Origin of the sequence: Micromonospora sp. A200 (genome assembly GCF_029893845.1) — a bacterium.
GTDB lineage: Bacteria > Actinomycetota > Actinomycetes > Mycobacteriales > Micromonosporaceae > Micromonospora > Micromonospora purpureochromogenes.
In genome coordinates this window covers 57,921-79,127 of record NZ_JARXXY010000014.1, presented here as the reverse complement: position 1 = coordinate 79,127, position 21,207 = coordinate 57,921, and the positions used below count along the sequence as shown (strand labels likewise).

Below are 21,207 nucleotides of genomic sequence, written 5' to 3'. Positions count from 1 at the left end.
GCAGCTATTGCACTTGCTGTGCAGGGGTTTCCAGCAGGTCCTTTTTCAGTTCGCGCTTGAGCAGCTTGCCGGTCGGGCCCTTCGGCAGTTCGGCCACGATGCGGACCTGCCGCGGGTACTTGTACGCGGCGAGCCGCTCCCGGCAGTACGCCACCAGGTCGTCGGGCGTCACCTCGGCGTCCGGCGTGACGCTGAGCACCGCCACGACCTCCTCGCCCAGCTTGGCGTCGGGGCGGCCGAGCACCGCGGCCTCGACGACCGCCGGGTGGGCGTACAGGACCTCCTCGACCTCCCGGGGATAGACGTTGTAGCCACCCCGGATGATCATGTCCTTCTTGCGGTCGACGATGAACAGGTAGCCGTCGGCGTCGGCGTACGCCAGGTCTCCGGTGTGGAACCAGCCGCCACGGAACGCCTCGGCGGTCGCCTCGGGGTTCTTGTAGTAGCCCTTCATCACGTTGTGGCCGCGGACCACGATCTCGCCGACGTGCTCGGGCCCGGGCGGCAGCGGCCGGTCCGCGTCGTCGACGATGCGCGTCTCCACGCCCCAGATCGGCTTGCCGATGGAGAGCACCTTGCGCTGCTCGGCGCTGATGTTGAACGTCGTCGTGCTGGCCGTCTCCGACAGCCCGTACCCCTCCAGGATCACCACGCCTGGGAACCGCTCCTCGAAGGACCGGATCACCTCGCCGGGGATCGCCGCCCCACCGGAGACGCCGACCCGCAGCGAGGAGAGGTCCCGACCGGTGAGGTCGGCCTGCAACAGGGCGAAGTACATGGTGGGTACGCCGGAGAAGACCGTGCACCGGTGCCGCTCGATGGCGTCGACCACCGGCCCGACCTCGAAGCGCGGCACGAGCACGATGGTGCCGCCGTAGCGCACGGCCACGTTGAGCACGCTGGAGAGGCCGAAGACGTGAAAGAGCGGCAGGACGGCCAGGCCGATGTCGTCGTCGCGGAAGCCGAACAGGTCGCCGCCGACGGTGCAGTTCATGTAGAGCTGGAAGTGGGTCAGCTCGGCGCCCTTGGGCCGACCGGTGGTGCCGCTGGTGTAGAGCAGCACGGCCGTGTCGTCGGCGTCCGTCGGGACGATCTCGCCGGTGTCCTCGGCCGCGTACAGCTCGTCGAAGTGCCGGGTGCCGTCGGGCCGCCGGTCGCTGCCCGGCAGGTTGACCACGTACGTCGTCACGCCCTCGACCTCGGCGGCCCCCTTGGCCGCCTCCTGCGCGAACAGCTCGAAGGTGATGAAGACCTTGGTGTCGGAGTCCGCCAGGTGGTACGCGACCTCACCGGCGCGCAGCAGCGGGTTGAGCGGCACCATGACCAGGCCCGCCTTGAGCACGGCGAAGTAGGCGAAGAGGAACTGCGGCACGTTCGGCAGCTGCACCGCCACCTTGTCGCCCCGGCGCAGGCCCAGCCCGAGCAGGGCGGCGGCGACCCGCCCAGAGATCTCGTCCACCTGTCGGTAGCTGAAGGTCAGGTGGTCGAGGTGGCAGAGCGGCTTGTCGGGATGCGCCCGGCGGGGCTCCCGGAGGATGGTCGCGAGGTTGAAGCTCATCGGTGCTCCTCCTGTACGGCGAGTCGCTGGGACATCGAGCAAGGTGACAGCCGGTCTACGCCCTCCACCCTCGGGCGTCAAGGCATGACGAGGCCGCCGTCGACCGGCACGGTCACTCCGGTCACGTATGACGAGGCGTCGCTGGCCAGCCAGATCAGCGTGGCGGCGAGCTCCTCGTGCTCGCCGAGCCGCCCGGCCGGGGCGAGCGCCTTGACCATCTCGAAGGTGCCCGGCTCGAGCTGGTCGCTCATCTCGGAGGCGAAGAAGCCGGGGGCGATGCAGTTGACCCGGATGCCCTTGCGGCCGGTCCACTGTGCCGCCAGGTCGCGGGTCAGGCCGATGACACCGGCCTTGCTGGCGGCGTACGCGGCCTGCGGGATGCCGCCCGGGCGCAGGCCGATGACGCTGGAGATGTTGACGATGGCGCCGCCGCCGGTCGCCGCCCGGGCGAACGCCTGTGCCATCCAGTAGCTGCCCATCAGGTTGACGTCGACGACCGAGCGGAACTGCTCCGGGGTCTCCCGGGAGGCGGGCACGGCGGTGCCGACCCCGGCGTTGTTGACCAGCACGTCCACCCGACCGAACTGCTCGATGGCGGTGGCGACCAGCGCCTGGCAGTCCTCGGGCCGGCTGACGTCGGTGGCGCGGGCCGCGTACCGCCGGCCGGCCGCCTCGACCAGCTTGCCCGTCTCGGGCAGGCGCTCGGCGCGGCGGGCGCCGAGCACGACGTCGGCACCGGCCTCGGCGAGCGCGCGGGCGAACGACACCCCCAGGCCGGAGGAGGCGCCGGTGACGACGGCGACCTTCCCGTCGAGGCGGAACCGGTCCATCACGCTCACCTGGGGCTCCTCACGGTCACGGTGCTCTGGACGCCATACCGACCAGCCGGTATGTTCGGCGTCCGGCGACGGTAGCGAGCCGCCGACACAGCCGTCAATGGGGAGCCAGCCATGGATTTCGAACCGAGCGCACGGTCCGCCGAGTACCTCAAGCGGCTCCAGGAGTTCATGGACGACCACGTCTACCCCGCCGAACCGGTCTACGCGGCCCAGCGCGCCGAACTCACCGAGGCCGGCCGTCGTCACCACCTGCCCGCGGTCGTGGAGGAACTCAAGGCCGAGGCGCGCCGCCGGGGGCTGTGGAACCTGTTCCTGCCCGACGTCTCCGGGCTGACCAACCTGGAGTACGCCCCCCTCGCGGAGCTGACCGGCCGCTCCATCGAGCTCGCCCCGGAGGCCGTCAACTGCGCCGCCCCGGACACCGGCAACATGGAGATCCTGCACATGTTCGGCACGGACGAGCAGAAGGAGCGCTGGCTGCGCCCGCTGCTCGACGGTGAGATCCGGTCGGCCTTCGCGATGACCGAACCGGACGTGGCCTCCAGCGACGCCACCAACGTCCGTACCCGCATCGAGCGCGACGGCGACTCGTACGTCATCAACGGCCGCAAGTGGTGGACCACCGGCATCGCCGACCCGCGCTGCGCCGTCATGATCCTGATGGGCAAGACCGACCCGTCGGCCGACACCCACCGGCAGCAGTCGATGATCCTGGTCCCGGTGGACACCCCCGGCGTCGAGGTGGTGCGCTCGCTGCCCGTCTTCGGCTACCACGACCAGCACGGCCACGGCGAGGTCGTCTTCACCGACGTCCGGGTGCCGGCGTCGCACCTGCTCGGCGAGGAGGGCGGCGGCTTCGCCCTCGCCCAGGCCCGGCTCGGCCCCGGCCGCATCCACCACTGCATGCGCGCCATCGGCCTGGCCGAGCGGGCGCTGAGCCTGATGGTGCGCCGCGCCACCACCCGCGTGGCCTTCGGCCAGGAACTGGCCCGCCAGGGCGTGGTGCAGCAGCAGATCGCCGAGTCGCGGATGGCGATCGAGCAGGCGCGGCTGCTCACCCTCAAGGCGGCCTGGATGATCGACCGGTACGGCGCCAAGGCCGCCCGCACCGAGATCGCCGCGATCAAGGTGATCGCGCCCCGGGTCGCGCTGGAGGTGCTCGACCGGGCCATCCAGGTGCACGGCGGGGCCGGCGTCTCCGACGACTTCCCGCTCGCGTCGATGTACGCGGGCACCCGTACCCTGCGCATCGCCGACGGCCCCGACGAGGTGCACGTGCGCGACGTGGCTCGCCGGGAGATCCGCCGCCAGCTGGAGTCGCGGTGACCGTGGCGACCGAGGCCGCCGTCGCTCCCGAGCGGCGGCGGGCGCCCCGCGGGTCGGCCCGGCAGAGCATCATCGCGGCCGCCACCGAGCTGTTCGCCCGGCGCGGCTACGAGGCGACGAGCGTCCAGGAGATCGTGGCGGCGGCGGAGGTGACCAAGGGGGCGCTGTATCACTGGTTCGGGTCGAAGTCCGAGCTGCTGACCAGCATCTACCGGGAACTGCTCGCGGAGCAGACCCGGCGGCTGGCCGAGATCGCGGCGGGCGACGGGCCGGTCGGGGAGCGGCTGCGCGCCGCGGCCCTCGACGTGGTCGAACACACCGCCGAACACCTGGCCGAGCTGACCGTCTGGGCCCGCTCGGCGCACCTGCTCGACGACGAGCACGCCGAGGCCACCCGCCGGGAGCGCCGGCGCTACCACGACCTGTTCCGCGACCTCGTGCACGAGGCCCAGCTGGCCGGTGTGGTCCGCCCCGACGTCTCCGCCACCGTGGTCACCCACACGTTCCTCAGCGCCCTGGGCAACTTCCACACCTGGTTCCACCCGGACGGGCCGCTGACCTTCACCGAGGTCGGCCACCAGCTCGTCGCGCTGTTCGTCGACGGCGTGCGCGCCCCGGCCGAGTCCGCGCCGGCGCGGGGCTGACGCCGGCCGGGGTCAGATGTTCGCCGAGTCGGCCGGCACGTCGGCCGGCAGCGACGGCGCGCCGGCCGGCTGGTCGCCACCCGGGCAGGCCAACCCCAGCGTGTACGCGGTCATCGACAGCGATCCGTACGCGTACCCGTTCACCAGCACCTCGGGCCGGGTCCTGGTCGCACCGGCGATACCGGCGAGGTAGAGCAGCGGGATGAAGTGGTCCGGCGTCGGCACCGCCGACCCGAAGTCGCGGTGGGCGTCCAGCCGGGCCGCCTCGGAGGGCTCGTCCCGCATCACCTCGCGGGCCGCGTCGTCGAAGCGCCGCGCCCAGTCGAAGCCCTGGTCGACCAGCTGCGGATCCACCCCGCCCAGGTTGTGCACCACGTTGCCGCTGGCCACGATGAGCACCCCGCGCTCGCGCAGCGGCGCGAGCTGGGCGCCCAGCCCCAGGTGGTAGTCCAGCCCCTTGAAGGCGTTGATGCTCAGCTGCACCACCGGAATGTCCGCCGCCGGGAAGGCGTGGGTCAGCACCGACCAGGTGCCATGGTCGAGGCCCCACGAGTCCACGTCGGCGCCCACCCAGGTGGGATGCACCAGGTCGCTCACCTCCTCGGCCAGCTCGGGCAGGCCCGGGGCCGGGTACTCGACGTCGAACAGCTGCGGGGGAAAGCCGTAGAAGTCGTGGATCGTGCGTGGCCGGGGCATCGCGGTGACGGCGGTCGCGCCGATGTACCAGTGCGCCGAGATCACCAGGATCGCCCGGGGGCGCGGCACCGCCCGCCCGAACGCCCGCCACGCCGAGGTGTACCGGTTGACCGCCAGGGCGTTCATCGGGTTGCCGTGGCCGAAGAAGGCGGCGGGCATCGTGCCGGGGCTGGTCTGACCGCTCATGCCGCTCCCTCCGGGTCGTGGTCCGAGGGTAATCCGGCGCGGTCGGCGTCGCGGCCGATCGGGCGCGGAACGCGCCGTCAGGCGACGAGGTAGGCCGGCGGCACCGCGTCGGTCAGCCATACCCCGTTCGCGCTGCGGTAGAAGACGTGCCCGTCGCGGGCCATCGCCGCCGCGTCGACGGTGAGCACCACCACCGCCCCGCTGCGGCGGGCGCCGACCCGCCGGGCCGTCGCCACGTCCGGCGAGAGGTGTACGTGGTGCCGCCCGCCCCGGTGCAGGCCGGTGGCCCGGATCGAGTCGAGCGCGGCCGCGCCGGTGCCGTGGTAGAGGTGCTCCGGCGGCGCGGTGGGCGCCAGCTGGAGGTCGACCGGGATGGAGTGCCCCTGGCTGGCCCGGATCCGTTCCACCCCGTCGGCGCCCCGCTCGACGGCGAAGCGCTGCTTGTCGTTACCGGCCACGACGGCGTCGAGGTGGGCGCGGTCGATCCGCAGGGCGGCGAGCAGGCCGTCCACGCTGACCCAGCCGGCCCGGTCCGGCGCCAGGCCGAACTTCCCGGGCTGGTGGCGCAGTGCCAGTGACATCCGCTTGCTCAGCCGCACCAGCGCCCGATCGTCCATCGCACCATTGTCGACCATGGTCGGACGCGGTGGCGACGGGATACCGCCTCGCCCCGGACGTGCCCGGGCCCGGGGCGAGGCGCGCGCCCGCTACGGGTCCCGCCGGCTGAACCGGGTCGCCGCCGGGCCGTCGAGCCGGCCGGACGGGAGCCGGCGCCCGCAGACCACCAGCAGCAGATCCTGGGCGAGACCACGCACCGGCGTGCCCTCGCCGTGGCACCAGTCGAGGTCGGTCGCCCGGAGCTGGACGCCGCTCAGGTCGGTGCCGAAGAACGCCACGTTGCGCGGCGACATCCCGGTCAGCACCATGGCGACCCGCTCCGGTGGGACGCGGCGGTCCAGCCCGAGGCCGACGTGATGTCCAGGCCGTGGATGACGTCGTGGGAGAGCGCCCCGCACACGCCCCCGCCCGGCGGCGTCCAGCGGTGCTCGACGTTGTCCCGCAGCGCCGCGAGCAACTGCACGGGCGACAACGCGGCGGCGTCGCGACGGGCGGTCCGGTCGGCCATCCGGTTGACGTTCCCGCGCGCCCTGGCCAACTCCATCAGGGCCCGCCCGACCGAGGTCCGGAACGGCATCGTGGTGTGCGCGACGACCTCCCGCACCCGCCACCCGTCGCACAGTGTCGGCGCGTCCCACCGATCGGCGGGCAGCGCCGCCAGCAGGTCGACCAGTTCCGCCCGTTCCGCCACCACCGCGGCGCGGACATCGTCGTCGGTCATCCGGATTCCTCCCGTCCAGTGCGGGGCACCCTTCGCCGGGGCCCTCGCAGCTGATACGGGCCGGACCCGCGAAACTCATCGGTCGGTGGGCGTATGGTCGCCGGGTGCGGGAGAGAGCGGTCGCCGAGGACGTCCCGGTCGAGCTGCTGCGCACCGAACTGACCGGCTTCTGCTACCGGATGCTCGGCTCAGGGTTCGAGGCCGAGGACGCCGTGCAGGAGACGTTGACCCGCATCTGGCGGGCGTCCGACCGCTATGACCCGGCCCGCGGGTCGCTGCGGACCTGGGCCTACCGGATCGCGACGAACGTCTGCCTGGACATGCTGCGCGGCACGCAACGCCGGGCCCGGGCGATGGACCTCGGCCCCGCCGCCGAGACCGGCGCGGCGCTCGGGGCGCCGGCGCCGGAGCACGTGTGGGTCCAGCCGGTCCCGGACGACCGGGTGCTGCCCGGGTACGGCGACCCGGCGGAGCAGGCGCTGCGGCGGGAGAGCATCCGGCTGGCGTTCGTGGCCGCCCTGCAACACCTGCCGCCCCGACAGCGGGCCGTGCTGATCCTGCGCGACGTGCTCTGCTGGCGGGCCGACGAGGTCGCGCACCTGTTGGAGGCCAGCGTCGCGTCGGTGAACAGCGCGCTCCAGCGGGCCCGGTCCACCCTGCGCACGGTCGCCCCCGACCCCGGGGAGCCGGTCCGGCCCGCCGACGCGGCCCAGCGCGAGCTACTGACCCGGTACTGCACCGCGTTCGAACGCCACGACGTGCCGGCCCTGGTGGCTCTGCTGCACGCCGACGCCACCATGTCGATGCCGCCGTTGCGCTGGTGGCTGCGCGGCCGGGACCGGATCGCGCAGGGACTGTCCGATCCGGCGGCCTCGTGCGCGGGCTCGCGGCTGGTGCCCACCGCGGCGAACGGCGCACCGGCGTACTGGCAGACCCGGCCGGGGCCCGACGGCGTCCACCGGCCCTTCGGGCTGGTCATCCTGGACCTGGCCGGCGACCGGGTGCGGGGCATCACCACCTACCTCGACGCGGACCGGCTGCTGCCGCTGTTCGGCCCGCCGGCCCGCTCGACCGGTCCGGCGCCGGCAGCCTGACGCCCCCGGACCTGGCCGGGAACTCGCGGGGTCACGCGGAGCGGACGGACGGTGCGAGTCGGGTACCGACCGCTCAACTGGCATATCCGATGAGATACCGCCACGCCTGGTCGCGCGTGCTCACCGACGGCACCCCCGACCCGACGTGGCTCATCACCTCCGCCGGCGGTCGCGCCTTGTCATGCGGCCGACTTCGCCTCGTCGGGTAGTTCGACGCTCTGCTGCCCGACCGCTGCGGCGGCCCGGCGGACCGCGAGCGTCTCCCGGATCCGCCGCCGGGCCGATCGACATTGTTGCTCGTCGCGGTAGCTGCGACGAACTGGCCCAAAAATCATGTCCGACTCCTGAACGACACGGGGCGCGGTGCATCTGGATGTGCGGAACGGTGCGGAAGCCATGGGTCCGGCGGTACGGAGATCCGCTCGCAGGACTGCCGGAGCCAAACCCACATCGACCCCTGGTTTTACTTGCTTGACGAAGCAAAATTAGTCGTCGGTTGCCTGATCGAGCAAGCATTCTCCGTATGGCCACGGTCACAGAGCGTGGCGCCCGGACGGCGTGGGGGCCGGGCGGCAGTGCCACTCCGGCCCCACGACGAGCCGTGCCTACCGTACGGTCAGCGGCACCTCGATCTTGTCGATGTCCGGTGAGTAGACCGGCGTCGTGCTGTCGATCTCGATCGTGTTGGCACCGGCACGCAACTGCATCGCTACGGTCAGGGTGGCCGGGATGTCCCAACCACCGCTGGGCGGGAAGGCCAGGGTGACGGCATTCTGGCCGTTGGCCGAGACGGTCGCCGAGCGCGGGTCGTTCGTGGTGTAGCGGATGTTCACCTGGTAGGTGCCCGTCTTCGGCACGGTGACGCCGTTGATGCGCAGGGCGCCGCCGTTGTAGAGGTTGCCAACCTTCGCGCCGCCGGAGCAGTTGGCACAGCCGCCGACCGAGGCGCCCCGCACGACGGTGTTCGTGCTGGCCTCCGCCTCGTAGCTGGCCACCTTGGGGGCAACACCCGTCGGGGTGACCTTGAACAGCCGGGAACCGTGCGACGGTAGGGTCGCCGAGATGGCGCCGTTGTGCACGCCCAGCTCTTCGCTCCGCCACACGTCACGGACGGTGGCGGTGCCACCGAAGCCGAAGCTGCTCCAGTTGGCGGTGACCTGGGCCGGGAGGCTGCCCATGTTGAACAGCGCGACGGTGTACGAGTTGTCGGCGTTCTTCATTCCCCAGACCTGCGTGGGGCCGGTCGGGGTAACCGGCCGGGCCGGGATGCCCTGCTGGTCGATCGCGATCACCTCGCGGTTGGTGAGCAGGGAGAGGCCGTACGCGTCGAGCTTGGTGAGGTCGTCACCGATGTAGAGCGGGGCCGCCGAGATCGCCCACAGCGTCATGTAGCTCTGCCGCTCGTCCTCGGTGATGCCGTCCATCTCGCCGTTGCCGACATTGAGAGAGTCGAGGTTGTTCCAGCCGCCGGGGCCGGCCCAGGGCGTCCAGCCGGGTACGTTGTCCCACCGGACCTTCACGGAGTTGTTCCAGGTCACCAGGGTGTCGCAGTAGCACTCCACGTCGGTGTCGATCCGCCAGCCGTTGGAGTACCGCTTCCAGTCGGCGGCGTGGTTGCGGTCGAGCGACCAGGACAGGAGAAACTCGATCGGGCGTCCGGTCCTGGCGATGGCCGCGTGCCAGGCGGCGACGTCCGCGACGTTGTTGTAGTTGTCGCCGCTGCGGAACGAGCCTGGCCCGACGCCGTCGAACTTGAGGAAGTCATAGCCCCAGTCGGCGATCAGCTGTGCCTGCGAGTCGACATACTTCTGCGCGCAGGGCTTCGAGAAATCGATCTTGTACGCCCCGTCCCAGCCGTTCGTCGTACGCAGGTCCGGGTAGACGATGTCGGCGGTGGTGCAGCCGGGAGCGTTCCAGATCGGTACCGTGCCGCCGCCGTACAGGGGCTTGTTCAGCCCGACGGTGAGGTAGATGCCGGCCTTGAGTCCCTTGGCGTGGATGGCGTCGGCGACGTACTTCATGCCGTGCGGGAACCGTTCGGGCGAGGCGATCTCGCGTCCGTACCCGTCGGAGTTGATCTCCCATTGGTAGTTGGTGGACCAGCCGGCGTCGATGTTGACGTACTCGTAGCCGTAGGGCTTGAGCTTCGTGGCGAGCACGTCGGCCTGCTGGAGGACGTTGGCCTCGTTCAGCCAGCTCGCGGGGCCGTTCGGGTTGACCCCCGGGTATTTGGTGGCCTGCAGGCTCCAACTGCTCCACCCCAGATAGGGACGGGCCGCGACGCCCTGCGCCGCAGCCTCGGCGGCCGCCTTCTGCGCGGCCGCCCGGTCGGCGGGCGACGGGTCCTTCGTGGTGGCGCCGGCCCCCGCGCTGTTCGGCGCTGGGCTCGGCTTCGGACCGGGTGCGGCAGCCCGCGTCTTCGCGCCGGGTGCGGCAGCCTGCGCCGGGATCGCGCCCGCGCCGATGGCCACCGCGAGGGTGGCGGCGAGGGCCACGCCGGTGCGGACCCGGCTCTCGCGCCGGGTGGGCGGTTCGACTCGCTGCGCGGTGGTGCGTAACGGTGACTTCACAGTCACACCTCCTGGTTTTGGGGGGCCGAGGGTGGTGCCTGTTGCGATATGGCCGGCCGGGGGCCGGATTGACGCCGATGGTTCAGGGAACGACGAGCGACTGGATGCTCACGGCAGCCGCTCCGCGCGCCCACTCCTCGAAGGGCAGCGGGCGGATGGAGAGCGGGCACTGGGCGGCGGCACCGAACGCCTGGCGCTCGAAGCCGGTGCGGATGTGCGCCTCGAACAGGTCGTAGGCGGCCAGCCCCTCGCCGGACACGACGATCCGGGCGGGGCCGACCAGGTTCGCCACGGCCGCGATGCCGGAGCCGATCGCGTTGCCGGCACGGGCGAAGACGGCAGCGACCCGCTCGTCACCGGCGCGGGCCAGGGCCACCGCGGCGTCAATGGTGAGTTCGGGCCGACCGGTGCGTTCCCGGGCCTGCCGGACGATGGCCTGGGTGCCGGCGATGGCCTCCACGCAGCCGCGACCACCGCAGTGGCAACTGGGGCCGTTGGCGTCGACGGCGAGGTGACCGATCTCGCCGGCGACGCCGTGCGAGCCGGAGACCAGCCGGCCGTGGACGACCAGGCCGCAGCCAATGCCGGTGCCCACGGTGACGAGGGCGAAGGACTCGGCGCCCACCCCCTCGCCGAACCAGTGCTCAGCGGCGGTGAGCGCCTTCACGTCGTTCTCCACCGTGACGGCGAGCCCGGTGATCCGGGCCGCGCGTTGGCCGAGCGGGACGTTGCGCCACCGCAGGAACGGCGAGTACCGGACCAGCCCGGTGGTGCGATCCACGTCGCCGGAGATGGCGAGCCCCAGCCGGCGGGTGCGGACCCGGTAGTCGCCGGGACCGTCGAGCAGCCCGTCGACGAGCTGGCCGAGGTCGGTGAGGACGGCCTCGACGTCGGGGGCGGTCAGCGGCCGGCGGGCCGTGGCCCGTACCGCCGCACGGAGGTCGCAGACGACGCCGATGAGTTCATCGGCGGTGATCTTCACCCCGACGAAGAACTCGCGGTCCGCGCGTACGGCCAGTGGACTGGCCGGGCGTCCGGCGCCCGGACCGGTGCGTTCGGTCGCGGCCAGCTCATGCAGGTAACCCGTGTCGATGAGCGGGCGCGCGGCCTTGGTGACGGCGGCGGAGGACAGCCCGAGCCGGCGCGCGAGACTGACCCGGCTCAAGGGACCTTCGGTCAGTACGGCGGTGAACACCGCCGTTGCCGCCGGGGCGACGGCGAGCGAGGCCAAGCCGGTCTCGGGAAACATAGCCGAAACCTAGGTTCATTAATTAACTTCGTCAAGTATTGATTCCGGTTCAGCACCAGTCCTACGCTCAGCCAGCCCGGCACGCGCGCTCACCGGGGACGACACCGTGCGGCACGTCCATTCCGGAGCCGCGCCGGGCTGACCAGGGCGGTGCAGGTTGCCGAGCGGACGTACCGGCAGCGAGCAGCAAGGAAGGCAATCCCCGTGGCCCTGTTCGATCTGCCCCTCGCCGAGCTGCGCGCCTACCGCCCGCAACGCGCCGAGCCGGACGACTTCGCGGCGTTCTGGCACGCCACGCTCTCCGCTGCGGCCGAGCACGACCTGGCGACGGAGTTCACCCCGTACGACGCCCTGCTACCCCGGGTGCACGTCCACGACGTACGGTTCAGCGGCTCCGGCGGGCAGCGGGTGGCCGGCTGGTTCCTCACCCCGGTGGACTCGGCCGGGCCACTGCCGTGCGTCGTGCAGTTCATCGGCTACGGCGGCGGCCGGGGCCGGCCCCACGAGTGGCTGCTGTGGCCGTCGGCCGGGTACGCGGTGTTCGTCATGGACTCCCGCGGCCAGGGCGACGGCGACACCGTGGATCTGCCGGGCAGCGACTCGCCGCAGCACGGCGGCGTGCTGACCCGCGGCGTGCTGGACCCCGAGCAGTACTACTACCGCCGGTTGTTCACCGACGCGGTGCGGGCGGTGGACGCGGCGGCCAGCCATCCGGAGGTGGACGACAGCCGGATCGTCGTCGCCGGTGCCAGCCAGGGCGGCGGGATCGCGCAGGCGGTGGCCGGCCTGCACTCCCAGGTACGAGGCGCGCTCATCGACCTGCCGTTCCTGACCCACGTCCGGCGGGCCACCGAGATCACCGACACGCACCCGTACCAGGAGCTGGCCGACTTCTGCGCGACGAACCGCGACCGGATCGAGCAGGTCTTCCATACGTTGAGCTACTTCGACGGGGTGCACTTCGCGGCGCGGGCCACCGCACCGGCGCTCTACTCGGTCGCGCTGATGGACGACGTATGCCCACCGTCCACGGTGTTCGCCGCGTACAACCACTACGCCGGCCCGAAGGAGCTGCAGATCTGGCCGTACAACGGGCACGAGGGCGGGGCGACGTTCCAGCCACCGATCCAACTGCGCTGGCTGCGCGACCTGTTGGCGGCCTGAGCGCTCGATCGCCGGCGCCGGCCGCTCAGCTGCGCCGTGCCGGGAGCCGCAGACCGGCCATGCCGCCGTCGACGGCGAGCGAAGTCCCGGTGACAGCTCCCGCGGCGGGTGAGGCGAGGTACACCACTGCCGCGGCGACCTCCGCGGCGCTGACCAGGCGGCCGGTCGGCTGACGCGCGGCGAGCAGCCGCCGCTCCGCGGCCGGGTCGTCGGCGCCGGCGAGCAGCCGGGTCACCCAGGGGGTGTCCACCGTGCCGGGCGCCACGCAGTTCACCCGTACGCCGTCGCCGATCAGATCCGCGGCCATGGCCAGGGTGAGGGCGTGCACGGCGCCCTTGGACGCGGAGTACAGAGCCCGGCGGGGTAGGCCGGCGGTCGCAGCGATGGAGGACACGTTGACGATGGCCGCCGCCGGTGACCGGCGAAGGTGGGGCAGCGCGACCGCGCTGGTGCGGGCCACACCGGCGACGTTCACGTCCAGCACGCGGGCCCACTGGGCGTCGTCGTTGTCCTCGACGGCGCCGACCGCCGAGATGCCGGCGTTGTTGACGAGGATGTCCAGCCGGCCGAAGGCGTCCACGGCGGCGGCGATGCCGGCCGCCAGGGAGGCGCGGTCCGCTACGTCGGCCCGCACGGCGCGGACCGCCGGTCCGGACGGCGCACCTGACGGGTCCAGGTCCAGCACGACCACCCGGGCCCTCGCGGCGAGCAGCGCATCGGTGCAGGCGCGGCCGATCCCCGAACCACCCCCGGTCACCACGGCGACCAGTCCGTCACATGTCATGAACGTCTCCTTCTCATCCCAGCAGTCGTCGGAGCCGCTGCACCGCCGCGGTGAAGCGGTCACGGTCCAGCCGGTCGAGGTAGTGGTCCGGCAGGGTGTCCGCGCCGGGCGGCCGGACCGCCGGCCGGCCAGTGGCGAGGTCGAGGTGGATCAGGCCCACGCGGGTCCGTCCGGGTAGGCGTACCGGGCGAGGCTGTCGGCGTGCATCTCGGCGGAGAAGCCGGGTGCGGTCGGCGCGTGGTAGTGGCCGGCGCGCACCACCACCGGGGTGCGGAAGTGCTCGTGCAGGTGACCGACGTGCTCGATGACCCGGTCGTCGGTGCTGCCGGAGACGGCCACGAAGTCGAACATCGAGAGGTGCTGCACCAGTTCACACAGGCCGACTCCCCCGGCGTGCGGGCAGACCGGTACGCCGTACTTCGCGGCCAGCAGCAGGATCGCCACGTTCTCGTTCACCCCGCCCACCCGGGCGGCGTCGATCTGCACCACGTCCACCGCCCTGGCCTGGAGCAGTTGCTTGAACACCACCCGGTTCTGCACGTGCTCGCCGGTGGCCACCCGGATGGCCCCGCCCGACGGCGCGGCGGTGGCGAGCGCGGCCCGGATCGCGGCGTGCCCGAGCACGTCGTCGGGGCTCGTGGGCTCCTCGATCCACCAGGGGTCGTAGGGCGCCAGGTCGCGCATCCACGCGATCGCGTCGGGCACGTCCCATCGCTGGTTGGCGTCCACGGCGATGCGGATGTCCGGCCCGACCGCCGCGCGGGCCGCCCGGAGCCGTCGGACGTCGTCGGCCCGGTCGGCGCCCACCTTGAGCTTGATCTGGGTGAACCCGTCGGCGACGGCCTGCTTGGCCAGCCGTACCACCTTGTCGTCGTCGTAGCCGAGCCAGCCCGGCGAGGTGGTGTACGCGGGGTAGCCGCGCTCGGTCAGGATCGCCGCGCGGCCGGCTCGGCCCGGTTCGGCGGCGCGCAGCATCCGCAGGGCCTCCGCCGGGGTCAGGGCGTCGGTGAGGTACCGCCAGTCGACCAGGTCGACGATCTGCTCGGGGCTGAGCTCGGCCAGGTACCGCCAGACGGGCTTGCCGGCCCGTTTGGCGACCAGGTCCCAGATGGCGTTGATGACCGCGCCGGCGGCGAGGTGCACCACTCCCTTCTCGGGGCCCAGCCAGCGCAGCTGCGAGTCGTGGGTGAGGGATCGGGCGAACGCGCCCAGGTCGACGGTGTCCGGGTCCAGGCCCACCACGAACGGGACGAGGGCGTCGATCGCCGCCCGGCAGATGTCGTTGCCGCGGCCGATGGTGAAGGTGAAGCCGTGGCCGTCCGGACCGTCGTCGGTGCGCAGCACCAGGTACGCCGCCGAGTAGTCGGGGTCGGGGTTCATCGCGTCGGATCCGTCGAGCTCCCGCGAGGTGGGGAACCGGACGTCGTACGTGTCGACGCGGGTGATCCGGGCCATCAGGCGCTCCTCATCGTGCTGCGCTGCCGGCCCAGACCGTCGATCTCGACCTCCATGACGTCCCCGGGCGACAGGTACGGGAACCGGCCGGACAGCGCCACCCCCTGCGGCGTTCCGGTGTTGATCACGTCCCCCGGGTCGAGCACGGTGTACTGGGACAGGTGCCAGATCAGGTACGCGACGTCGAAGATCATATCTTTGGTGGTGGAGTCCTGGCGGGGCTCGCCGTTGACCCAGGAGCGCAGGCGCAACGCCTGCGGGTCGGACACCTCGTCGGTGGTGACCAGCCAGGGTCCGAGCGGCTGGAAGGTCTCGCACGACTTGCCCTTGGACCACTGCCCGCCGGAGACGGTGAGCTGGAAGTCGCGTTCGGAGACGTCGTTGGAGAGCACGTACCCGGCGACGTGGGCCAGCGCCTCGTCGGGCGAGGACAGATAGCGGGCCTGACGGCCGATCACCACGGCCAGTTCGACCTCCCAGTCGGTCTTCGTCGACCCGCGTGGAATCAGCACGTCGTCGTACGGGCCGACCACCGTGTTGGGGGCCTTGTAGAACACGATCGGCAGCTCGGGCGGCACCGAGCCGGACTCCGCGGCGTGGGCGGCGTAGTTCTGTCCGACGCAGAGGATCGCGCCGGGGCGGGCGATCGGGGGGCCGATCCGCTGGCCGGTGACGTCGATCTCCGGAAGGTCGGTGGCCTCGCGGGCCCGCCGCAGTCCGTCGCCGGCGAGAAAGGTCGCGTCGATGTCGGCCGTCAGCAGCGACAGGTCGAGGTAGTGACCGTCGTCGTACCGTACGGGCCGTTCCCGACCCACCGGCCCGACGCGCATGAGTCTCACGAACCAACCTCCAGTGCGTAGGTACGAATCGCGGTGCCGGCCCTGACCGCCGACCGCTCGTGCGGCGACAGCTCCGCCAGGCAGGCGTCGAGCGCCGCCAGGGCACCCGCGTACGTGGTGACCAGCTCGCACACCGGCCAGTCGGAGCCGAGCATCAGCCGCTCGGGGCCGAAGAGCTCCAGCGCGGTGTCGACGTAGGGCCGGATGGCGTCCGGGCCGGACCCGGGCCCGGTCTCGGTGAGCAGGCCGGACAGCTTGGCGGCGACGTTGTGGCAGGCGGCCAGCGGGGCGATGGCCGCCCGCCAGCGGGCGTGGGCGCCCGCGGCGATCGGTGGCTTGCCGAGGTGGTCCAGGACGAAGGTGGTGCCCGGGGTGGCCCTGGCCGCCTCGGCGCAGGCGGGCAGTTGTCCGGTGTGGACGATGAGGTCGACGGTCAGTCCGGCGGCGCCGACGGCGGCGAGGGCGGCCCGGACGTCGGGGCGGGCCAGATGGTCCGGGTCGGTGACCGCCTGCACCTGGTCGCGGACGCCGACCAGCTTGGCACCGCCCGGCAGGGCGCGGTAGCCGGTCAGGGTGGCGGTGAGGTCGGGGTCGGTCAGGGACGCCCAGCCGACGACGCCGGCGATCCGCGGCGTGCCGGCGGCGAGGGCCAGGAACTCGGCGGTCTCGGCGCTGTCGCAGCGGCCCGCCTCGACCAGGACGGTCGCCGTCACGCCCGCCTCGTCTAGGCCGGGCACGAGGTCGTCGAGGGTGTAGTCGCGGCGCAGCGGCTCCAGCCCGGGCGCCGCGAGCCAGGGGTAGTCGGCGGTCCACACGTGGTGGTGGGCATCGACGATCACGGCGTCGGCACCTCCTCTGCCAGCAGTCCCTCGGCCTTCAGGTCGGCCCACAGCGCACCCGGGACGTCCCACTGGAACATCGCGACGTTGTCGGCGATCTGCCCCGGGTCGCGGGCGCCGATCACGACGCTGGCGACGGCCGGGTGTCCGAGCGGGAACTGGATGGCCGCGGCCCGCAGCGGCACCCCGTGCCGGTCGCACACCGCGCGGATGGCGGCGGCCCGGTCCAGGACGGTGCGGTCGGCCGGGGCGTAGTCGTAGTGAGCGCCCGGGCGCGGGTCGGCCAGGAGACCGGAGTTGTAGACGCCCGCGGCGAGGACGGCGACGCCCCGCCGCGCGCACAGCGGCAGCAGCTCCGCCAGGCCGGACTGGTCGAGAAGCGTGTACCGACCGGCGAGCATGACGCAGTCGAAGTCGCCGTCCCGGACCAGCGTGGCGAGGCCAGGAGCCTGATTCATGCCGGCGCTGACCGCACCGATCTCGCCGGCGGCGCGCAGCTCGGCGAGGGCCGGGTAGGCGCCGGTCATCGCCTCGGCGAGGTGGTCGTCCGGGTCGTGGAGGTGCGCGATGTCGATCCGGTCGAGTCCCAGCCGTTCCAGGCTCCCGGCGTGGGAGCGGCGGACCCCGGCGGCGGAGAAGTCGAAGACCGGGGCGAGGTCGCTCGACTCCGCCCAGAACTCCTGCCGGTCGCGGCCGTCGGGCACGAGCAGGCGACCGACCTTGGTGGAGAGGGTGAACTGGTCGCGCGGTCGGCCGGCGAGCACCGCCCCGGCCCGGCGCTCCGACAGCCCGCACCCGTACAGCGGGGCGGTGTCGAAGTAGCGCAGTCCGAGGTTCCAGGCCGCCTCCACGGTGGCCCGGGCGACCTCGTCGCCGACGGCGGTGAACAGCCCACCGATCGGCGCCAGTCCGAGCCCCAACCGGGTCACCGTCAGGCCGGTACGCCCCAGGGGCACCTTCTCGGTGGCCTTCACGCGCCGACCTCCCGCGATGCTATTTCCTATAGGATATTGCTCGGATAGAGTGTCTACTCTGTCCGAACCGAGCCAGTCAAGGGGGCACGAGGAAGCGATGACGCACCAGACCGCAGGCCGCATCCGCCCCGCCCGGCGGCTCACCCTCTCCGAGGACGTCTACGAGGCCGTCAAGGGGCTGATCATGGACCACACGCTGCCTCCGGGCGAGCGGGTGACCATCGACGTGCTCGCCCGGCAGCTCGACGTCTCCCCCACCCCCGTCCGGGAGGCCCTGGCCCGCCTCGAGTCCGACGGGCTGGTCCGCAAGCGGCCGCTGTCCGGATACACCACGACCCCGCTGTTGAGCAGGGCCGAGTTCGACGATCTGTTCGACATGCGCATCCTGCTCGAGGGCGCGGCGGCCGGCCGCGCGGCGGTACACGCGGCCGCCGCGGACCGCCGGCGGATCGGCACGGAGGCCGGGGCGACGGTCGGCGTGGAGGCGGGCGAGGACTACCGCCGCCACGCCGCCTTCACCGCCCTCGACGCACGGTTCCACGACCTCGTCGCGGAGGCTGCCGGCAGTCCCCTGCTGCGCGACGCGATCACCCGCCTGCACGCGCATCTGCACCTGCACCGCCTCTACTTCCCCGCCGCGACCGCGTCGGAGACCGCCGCCGAGCACCAGCGCATCGCCGCCGCCATCGCCGCTGGCGATCCCGAGGGCGCCACCGAGGCCATGCGGGCCCACCTGACCTCGGCCCGCGAGCGCCACCTGCCCGCGTTCCACCGGCTGCCGGCGTCGGGCGCGGGCAGCGCGCCCTGACCACCCCCCGAACATCCGAGGACCCGCCGTGCGCATCGCCCTCTTCATCACCTGCGTCAACGACCTCGCCTATCCGCAGACCGGCATCGCGGTCACCCGCATCCTGCGGCGGCTCGGTCACACCGTCGAGTTCCCCGTCACGCAGACCTGCTGCGGTCAGCTGCACGCCAACACCGGGTACCGCGACGAGGCGGTGCCGATGGTCCGCGGCTTCGCCGACACCTTCGACGGCTACGACGCCGTCGTCGCGCCGTCCGCCTCGTGCACCGCCATGATCCGCGAGCAGTACCCGCGCCTGCACCCGGCCGCGGCCTCCGTCGCCGGCCGCACCTACGAACTGTCCGAGCTGCTGGTGGACGTCCTCGGCGTCACCGACGTCGGCGCCGCGTTCGCACAGCCGGTCACCTACCATCCGACCTGCCACGGCCTGCGGATGCTGCGGCTGGGCGACAAGCCGCTCACCCTGTTGCGCCACGTCCGGCAGATCCGTCTCGTCGAGCTCGACGACGCCACCGAATGCTGCGGCTTCGGCGGCACCTTCGCGCTGAAGAACGCCGCGGTGTCCACCGCGATGCTGGCCGACAAGTGCGCCCGCGTACGCGAGACGGGCGCGGCGGTGCTCGCGGCGGCGGACAACTCGTGCCTGGCCCACATTGGCGGCGGCCTGGACCGCGCCCGCTCCGGCGTCCGGGCGATGCACTACGCCGAGATCCTCGCGATGACGGGGGACGACGCGTGAGCCACCACGCCTCCACCGCCGGAGTTCCGGCCACCGGCGGTGGCCGCATCCGCACCCCGCTGCCGTTCCCGACAGCCGCCCGAAGCGCGGTCGCCGACGACCAGCTGCGCGCCAACCTGCACCGGGCCACCCGCACGATCCGCGGCAAACGGGCCCGCGTCGTCGACGAGGTCCCGGACTGGGCGGCGTTGCGCGACGCCGGGGCGGCGATCAAGGCGGATGTCCAGCGGCGGCTGCCCGAGCTGCTGGAACGGTTCGAGGCGGCGGCCACGGCCGCCGGCGCCCGGGTGCACTGGGCCCGGGACGCGGCCGAGGCGTGCCGGATCGTGGTCGAGTTGACCCGCGCGGCCGGCGCCGACGAGGTGGTGAAGGTCAAGTCCATGGCCACCCAGGAGATCGAGCTCAACGAGGCCCTGGCGGCGGCTGGCATCGCCGCCCACGAGACCGACCTCGCCGAGCTGATCGTGCAGCTCGGCGACGACACCCCCTCGCACATCCTGGTGCCCGCGATCCACTACAACCGGGCGCAGATCCGGGACATCTTCCGCCGCCGGATGGCCGGCGCCCCTGCCGACCTCGGCGCGGAGCCGCGGGAGCTGGCCGAAGCGGCCCGCCAGCACCTGCGGCGCCGGTTCCTGGAGGCGAAGGTCGCGGTGTCCGGGGCGAACTTCGCGGTCGCCGACACGGGCACGCTGGTGGTGGTGGAGTCCGAAGGCAACGGGCGGATGTGCCTCACCCTGCCGCAGACCCTGATCAGCGTCGTCGGGGTGGAGAAGCTGGTGCCGAGCTTCGCCGACCTGGAGGTCTTCCTGCAACTGCTTCCGCGCTCCTCGACCGGGGAGCGGATGAACCCCTACACGTCGATGTGGACTGGGGTCACGCCGGGCGACGGCCCGCAGGAGGTGCACGTGGTGCTCGTCGACAACGGACGTTCGGCGGTGCTGGCGGATCCGGTCGGCCGGTCGGCGCTGTCCTGCATCCGCTGCTCCGCCTGCCTCAACGTCTGCCCGGTCTACGAGCGGGCCGGTGGGCACGCGTACGGGTCGGTGTATCCGGGGCCGATCGGGGCGATCCTCTCGCCGCAGTTGACCGGGGTCGCCGACAATGCCTCGCTGCCGTACGCGTCCACGCTCTGCGGCGCCTGCGCCGACGTCTGCCCAGTCAAGATCGACATACCGGAGATCCTCGTCCACCTGCGCCAACAGGCACCGCACCCGGCGGCGGAACGGACGGCCATGCGTACCCTGTCGTGGATCATGCGCAGCCCACGACGGTGGGCCCTCGCGTTGCGGGTCGCCCGCCGCGCCGCCGGCCCCCTGGGCAGCTGGCGGCAGCGGCGAGCCGGGGCCCGCACCCTGCGCAGGCTGCCGTGGCCGGCGTCGGCCTGGACCCGGTCGCGCGACGCACCGCTGCCCGCGCCGCAGACCTTCCGGGAATGGTGGGAGAAACAGTGAACGCCCGAGACGAGATCCTCGCCCGCCTGCGGGCGGCGCTGGTCGACGCGCCGGCGCCGGTCGACGTGCCGCGCCACTATCGCCGCGTCGCCGAGTCCGTCGATCTGATCGAGCTGTTCGTCGACCGGCTGGTGGACTATCGCGCGGTGGTCCACCGCGGTCTCGATGCCCTTCCGCGTCTGCTGGCCGGCGTCGACCGGCTCGCGGTGCCCGACGACATCCCCCGGCACTGGCTGACCGGCTTCGCCGGGCAGGTCCGCCGGGACACACCCCCGCTGTCGCCGGCCGAGCTCGACGGCATGGAGGCCGTGCTGACCGGCTGCGCGGCGGCGGTGGCCGACACCGGCACCATCGTGCTGGACGCCGGTTCCACCCAGGGGCGCCGGATGCTGACGCTCGTCCCCGACCGGCACATCTGTGTGGTCCGAACCGGCCAGATCGTGGGCCTGGTGCCCGAGGCCGTCGCCCGGCTCGACCCACGCGCACCGCAGACCTGGATCTCCGGCCCGTCGGCGACCAGCGACATCGAGCTGAACCGGGTGGAGGGGGTGCACGGGCCCCGCCGGCTGGATGTCGTCCTGGTCCCCGACGACGCCGCCACCGCAACCGGCCGCTGACGACGGCGGCGGCGCCGGACCGACCGATCGGGA

General features: G+C 72.7%; 23 protein-coding genes. 8 read left to right on the top strand and 15 right to left on the bottom strand.

The features are described 5' to 3' along the window. Positions 1–4: 4 nt before the first annotated feature. On the bottom strand, positions 5–1,558 hold the full coding sequence (locus M2302_RS15630; RefSeq protein WP_280838630.1) for a long-chain fatty acid--CoA ligase: 1,554 nt from the start codon (positions 1,556–1,558) through the stop codon (positions 5–7). Positions 1,559–1,635: 77 nt separating this feature from the next. Continuing rightward, positions 1,636–2,388 (bottom strand): glucose 1-dehydrogenase, encoded by a 753-nt coding sequence (locus tag M2302_RS15625; RefSeq protein WP_247658272.1) that lies wholly within the window; start codon positions 2,386–2,388, stop codon positions 1,636–1,638. Between the two features lie 120 nt (positions 2,389–2,508). Here M2302_RS15625 and M2302_RS15620 point away from each other — a divergent pair, with 120 nt between their 5' ends. Together M2302_RS15620 and M2302_RS15615 are read left to right on the top strand one after the other, a co-directional pair. Further along, entirely contained in the window at positions 2,509–3,723 is a 1,215-nt protein-coding gene (locus tag M2302_RS15620; RefSeq protein ID WP_280838629.1) for an acyl-CoA dehydrogenase family protein, read from the top strand. Then, positions 3,720–4,367, top strand: coding sequence for a TetR/AcrR family transcriptional regulator (locus tag M2302_RS15615; protein WP_280838628.1), 648 nt, complete (start codon positions 3,720–3,722; stop codon positions 4,365–4,367). The genes M2302_RS15620 and M2302_RS15615 overlap by 4 nt, the downstream gene beginning before the upstream one ends. Positions 4,368–4,379: 12 nt before the next feature. On the opposite strand, the gene ygiD is transcribed toward M2302_RS15615, so the two are convergent. The 4 genes from ygiD to M2302_RS15595 form a co-directional block, all read right to left on the bottom strand. Next, positions 4,380–5,249 carry a 4,5-DOPA dioxygenase extradiol gene (ygiD, locus tag M2302_RS15610; protein WP_280838627.1) on the bottom strand — a complete coding sequence of 290 codons (870 nt, stop codon included), beginning with the start codon at positions 5,247–5,249 and terminating at the stop codon, positions 4,380–4,382. A 77-nt stretch (positions 5,250–5,326) separates the two neighbouring features. Then, positions 5,327–5,866, bottom strand: a complete 540-nt coding sequence (locus tag M2302_RS15605; RefSeq protein WP_280838626.1) for an RNA 2'-phosphotransferase — start codon at positions 5,864–5,866, stop codon at positions 5,327–5,329. Positions 5,867–5,956: 90 nt separating this feature from the next. Then, positions 5,957–6,175: a hypothetical protein gene (locus M2302_RS15600; protein WP_280838625.1), complete on the bottom strand. Its 219-nt coding sequence runs from the start codon at positions 6,173–6,175 to the stop codon at positions 5,957–5,959. Then, a complete protein-coding gene (locus tag M2302_RS15595) occupies positions 6,166–6,588 on the bottom strand; it encodes a maleylpyruvate isomerase family mycothiol-dependent enzyme (RefSeq protein WP_280838624.1) in 423 nt (140 codons plus the stop codon). Before M2302_RS15595 ends, M2302_RS15600 begins: the two co-directional genes overlap by 10 nt. Positions 6,589–6,692: 104 nt before the next feature. Here M2302_RS15595 and M2302_RS15590 point away from each other — a divergent pair, with 104 nt between their 5' ends. Beyond that, a complete protein-coding gene (locus tag M2302_RS15590) occupies positions 6,693–7,682 on the top strand; it encodes a sigma-70 family RNA polymerase sigma factor (RefSeq protein ID WP_280838623.1) in 990 nt (329 codons plus the stop codon). Positions 7,683–7,861: 179 nt separating this feature from the next. On the opposite strand, the gene M2302_RS15585 is transcribed toward M2302_RS15590, so the two are convergent. The 3 genes from M2302_RS15585 to M2302_RS15575 all read right to left on the bottom strand — a co-directional run bounded on the left by M2302_RS15585 (position 7,862) and on the right by M2302_RS15575 (position 11,501). Beyond that, on the bottom strand, positions 7,862–8,017 hold the full coding sequence (locus M2302_RS15585) for a hypothetical protein (RefSeq protein ID WP_280838622.1): 156 nt from the start codon (positions 8,015–8,017) through the stop codon (positions 7,862–7,864). A 270-nt stretch (positions 8,018–8,287) separates the two neighbouring features. Next, on the bottom strand, positions 8,288–10,252 hold the full coding sequence (locus M2302_RS15580) for a CBM35 domain-containing protein (protein WP_280838621.1): 1,965 nt from the start codon (positions 10,250–10,252) through the stop codon (positions 8,288–8,290). 82 nt (positions 10,253–10,334) lie between these two features. Beyond that, entirely contained in the window at positions 10,335–11,501 is a 1,167-nt protein-coding gene (locus tag M2302_RS15575; protein WP_280838620.1) for an ROK family transcriptional regulator, read from the bottom strand. Between the two features lie 204 nt (positions 11,502–11,705). Here M2302_RS15575 and M2302_RS15570 point away from each other — a divergent pair, with 204 nt between their 5' ends. Next, positions 11,706–12,665, top strand: a complete 960-nt coding sequence (locus tag M2302_RS15570) for an acetylxylan esterase (protein WP_280838619.1) — start codon at positions 11,706–11,708, stop codon at positions 12,663–12,665. A gap of 25 nt (positions 12,666–12,690) precedes the next feature. Here the strand turns inward: M2302_RS15570 and M2302_RS15565 are convergent, their stop codons facing one another. The 6 genes from M2302_RS15565 to M2302_RS15540 are packed head-to-tail and all read right to left on the bottom strand — an operon-like array spanning position 12,691 to position 17,556. Beyond that, positions 12,691–13,449: an SDR family oxidoreductase gene (locus M2302_RS15565; RefSeq protein WP_280838618.1), complete on the bottom strand. Its 759-nt coding sequence runs from the start codon at positions 13,447–13,449 to the stop codon at positions 12,691–12,693. A 13-nt stretch (positions 13,450–13,462) separates the two neighbouring features. After that, positions 13,463–13,609: a hypothetical protein gene (locus M2302_RS15560; protein WP_280838617.1), complete on the bottom strand. Its 147-nt coding sequence runs from the start codon at positions 13,607–13,609 to the stop codon at positions 13,463–13,465. Beyond that, positions 13,600–14,904: an enolase C-terminal domain-like protein gene (locus M2302_RS15555; protein WP_280838616.1), complete on the bottom strand. Its 1,305-nt coding sequence runs from the start codon at positions 14,902–14,904 to the stop codon at positions 13,600–13,602. Before M2302_RS15555 ends, M2302_RS15560 begins: the two co-directional genes overlap by 10 nt. Next, positions 14,904–15,743, bottom strand: a complete 840-nt coding sequence (locus M2302_RS15550) for a fumarylacetoacetate hydrolase family protein (RefSeq protein ID WP_280838615.1) — start codon at positions 15,741–15,743, stop codon at positions 14,904–14,906. The genes M2302_RS15555 and M2302_RS15550 overlap by 1 nt, the downstream gene beginning before the upstream one ends. After that, positions 15,740–16,582 (bottom strand): amidohydrolase family protein, encoded by an 843-nt coding sequence (locus M2302_RS15545; protein WP_280838614.1) that lies wholly within the window; start codon positions 16,580–16,582, stop codon positions 15,740–15,742. Before M2302_RS15545 ends, M2302_RS15550 begins: the two co-directional genes overlap by 4 nt. Then, positions 16,579–17,556 (bottom strand): aldo/keto reductase, encoded by a 978-nt coding sequence (locus tag M2302_RS15540; protein ID WP_280838613.1) that lies wholly within the window; start codon positions 17,554–17,556, stop codon positions 16,579–16,581. Before M2302_RS15540 ends, M2302_RS15545 begins: the two co-directional genes overlap by 4 nt. 97 nt (positions 17,557–17,653) lie before the next feature. On the opposite strand from M2302_RS15540, the gene M2302_RS15535 reads away from it, so the two are divergent. Genes M2302_RS15535 through M2302_RS15520 form a run of 4 tightly spaced genes read left to right on the top strand, consistent with a single transcriptional unit; the run spans position 17,654 to position 21,174 of the window. Next, on the top strand, positions 17,654–18,364 hold the full coding sequence (locus M2302_RS15535) for a GntR family transcriptional regulator (protein ID WP_280838612.1): 711 nt from the start codon (positions 17,654–17,656) through the stop codon (positions 18,362–18,364). A 28-nt stretch (positions 18,365–18,392) separates the two neighbouring features. Then, positions 18,393–19,103 (top strand): (Fe-S)-binding protein, encoded by a 711-nt coding sequence (locus M2302_RS15530; RefSeq protein ID WP_280838611.1) that lies wholly within the window; start codon positions 18,393–18,395, stop codon positions 19,101–19,103. Further along, positions 19,100–20,557, top strand: a complete 1,458-nt coding sequence (locus M2302_RS15525) for a LutB/LldF family L-lactate oxidation iron-sulfur protein (protein ID WP_280838610.1) — start codon at positions 19,100–19,102, stop codon at positions 20,555–20,557. Before M2302_RS15530 ends, M2302_RS15525 begins: the two co-directional genes overlap by 4 nt. Beyond that, on the top strand, positions 20,554–21,174 hold the full coding sequence (locus M2302_RS15520) for an LUD domain-containing protein (protein WP_280838609.1): 621 nt from the start codon (positions 20,554–20,556) through the stop codon (positions 21,172–21,174). The genes M2302_RS15525 and M2302_RS15520 overlap by 4 nt, the downstream gene beginning before the upstream one ends. Positions 21,175–21,207 lie beyond the last annotated feature (33 nt).

Excerpts from the sequence above, each read along its gene's own strand:
- M2302_RS15630 (WP_280838630.1), bottom strand. The coding sequence starts at position 1,558 with ATGAGCTTCAACCTCGCGACCATCCTCCGGGAGCCCCGCCGGGCGCAT.
- M2302_RS15625 (WP_247658272.1), bottom strand. The coding sequence starts at position 2,388 with ATGGACCGGTTCCGCCTCGACGGGAAGGTCGCCGTCGTCACCGGCGCC.
- M2302_RS15620 (WP_280838629.1), top strand. The coding sequence starts at position 2,509 with ATGGATTTCGAACCGAGCGCACGGTCCGCCGAGTACCTCAAGCGGCTC.
- ygiD (WP_280838627.1), bottom strand. The coding sequence starts at position 5,249 with ATGAGCGGTCAGACCAGCCCCGGCACGATGCCCGCCGCCTTCTTCGGC.
- M2302_RS15605 (WP_280838626.1), bottom strand. The coding sequence starts at position 5,866 with ATGGACGATCGGGCGCTGGTGCGGCTGAGCAAGCGGATGTCACTGGCA.
- M2302_RS15600 (WP_280838625.1), bottom strand. The coding sequence starts at position 6,175 with ATGGTGCTGACCGGGATGTCGCCGCGCAACGTGGCGTTCTTCGGCACC.
- M2302_RS15595 (WP_280838624.1), bottom strand. The coding sequence starts at position 6,588 with ATGACCGACGACGATGTCCGCGCCGCGGTGGTGGCGGAACGGGCGGAA.
- M2302_RS15585 (WP_280838622.1), bottom strand. The coding sequence starts at position 8,017 with ATGATTTTTGGGCCAGTTCGTCGCAGCTACCGCGACGAGCAACAATGT.
- M2302_RS15575 (WP_280838620.1), bottom strand. The coding sequence starts at position 11,501 with ATGTTTCCCGAGACCGGCTTGGCCTCGCTCGCCGTCGCCCCGGCGGCA.
- M2302_RS15565 (WP_280838618.1), bottom strand. The coding sequence starts at position 13,449 with ATGACATGTGACGGACTGGTCGCCGTGGTGACCGGGGGTGGTTCGGGG.
- M2302_RS15555 (WP_280838616.1), bottom strand. The coding sequence starts at position 14,904 with ATGGCCCGGATCACCCGCGTCGACACGTACGACGTCCGGTTCCCCACC.
- M2302_RS15535 (WP_280838612.1), top strand. The coding sequence starts at position 17,654 with ATGACGCACCAGACCGCAGGCCGCATCCGCCCCGCCCGGCGGCTCACC.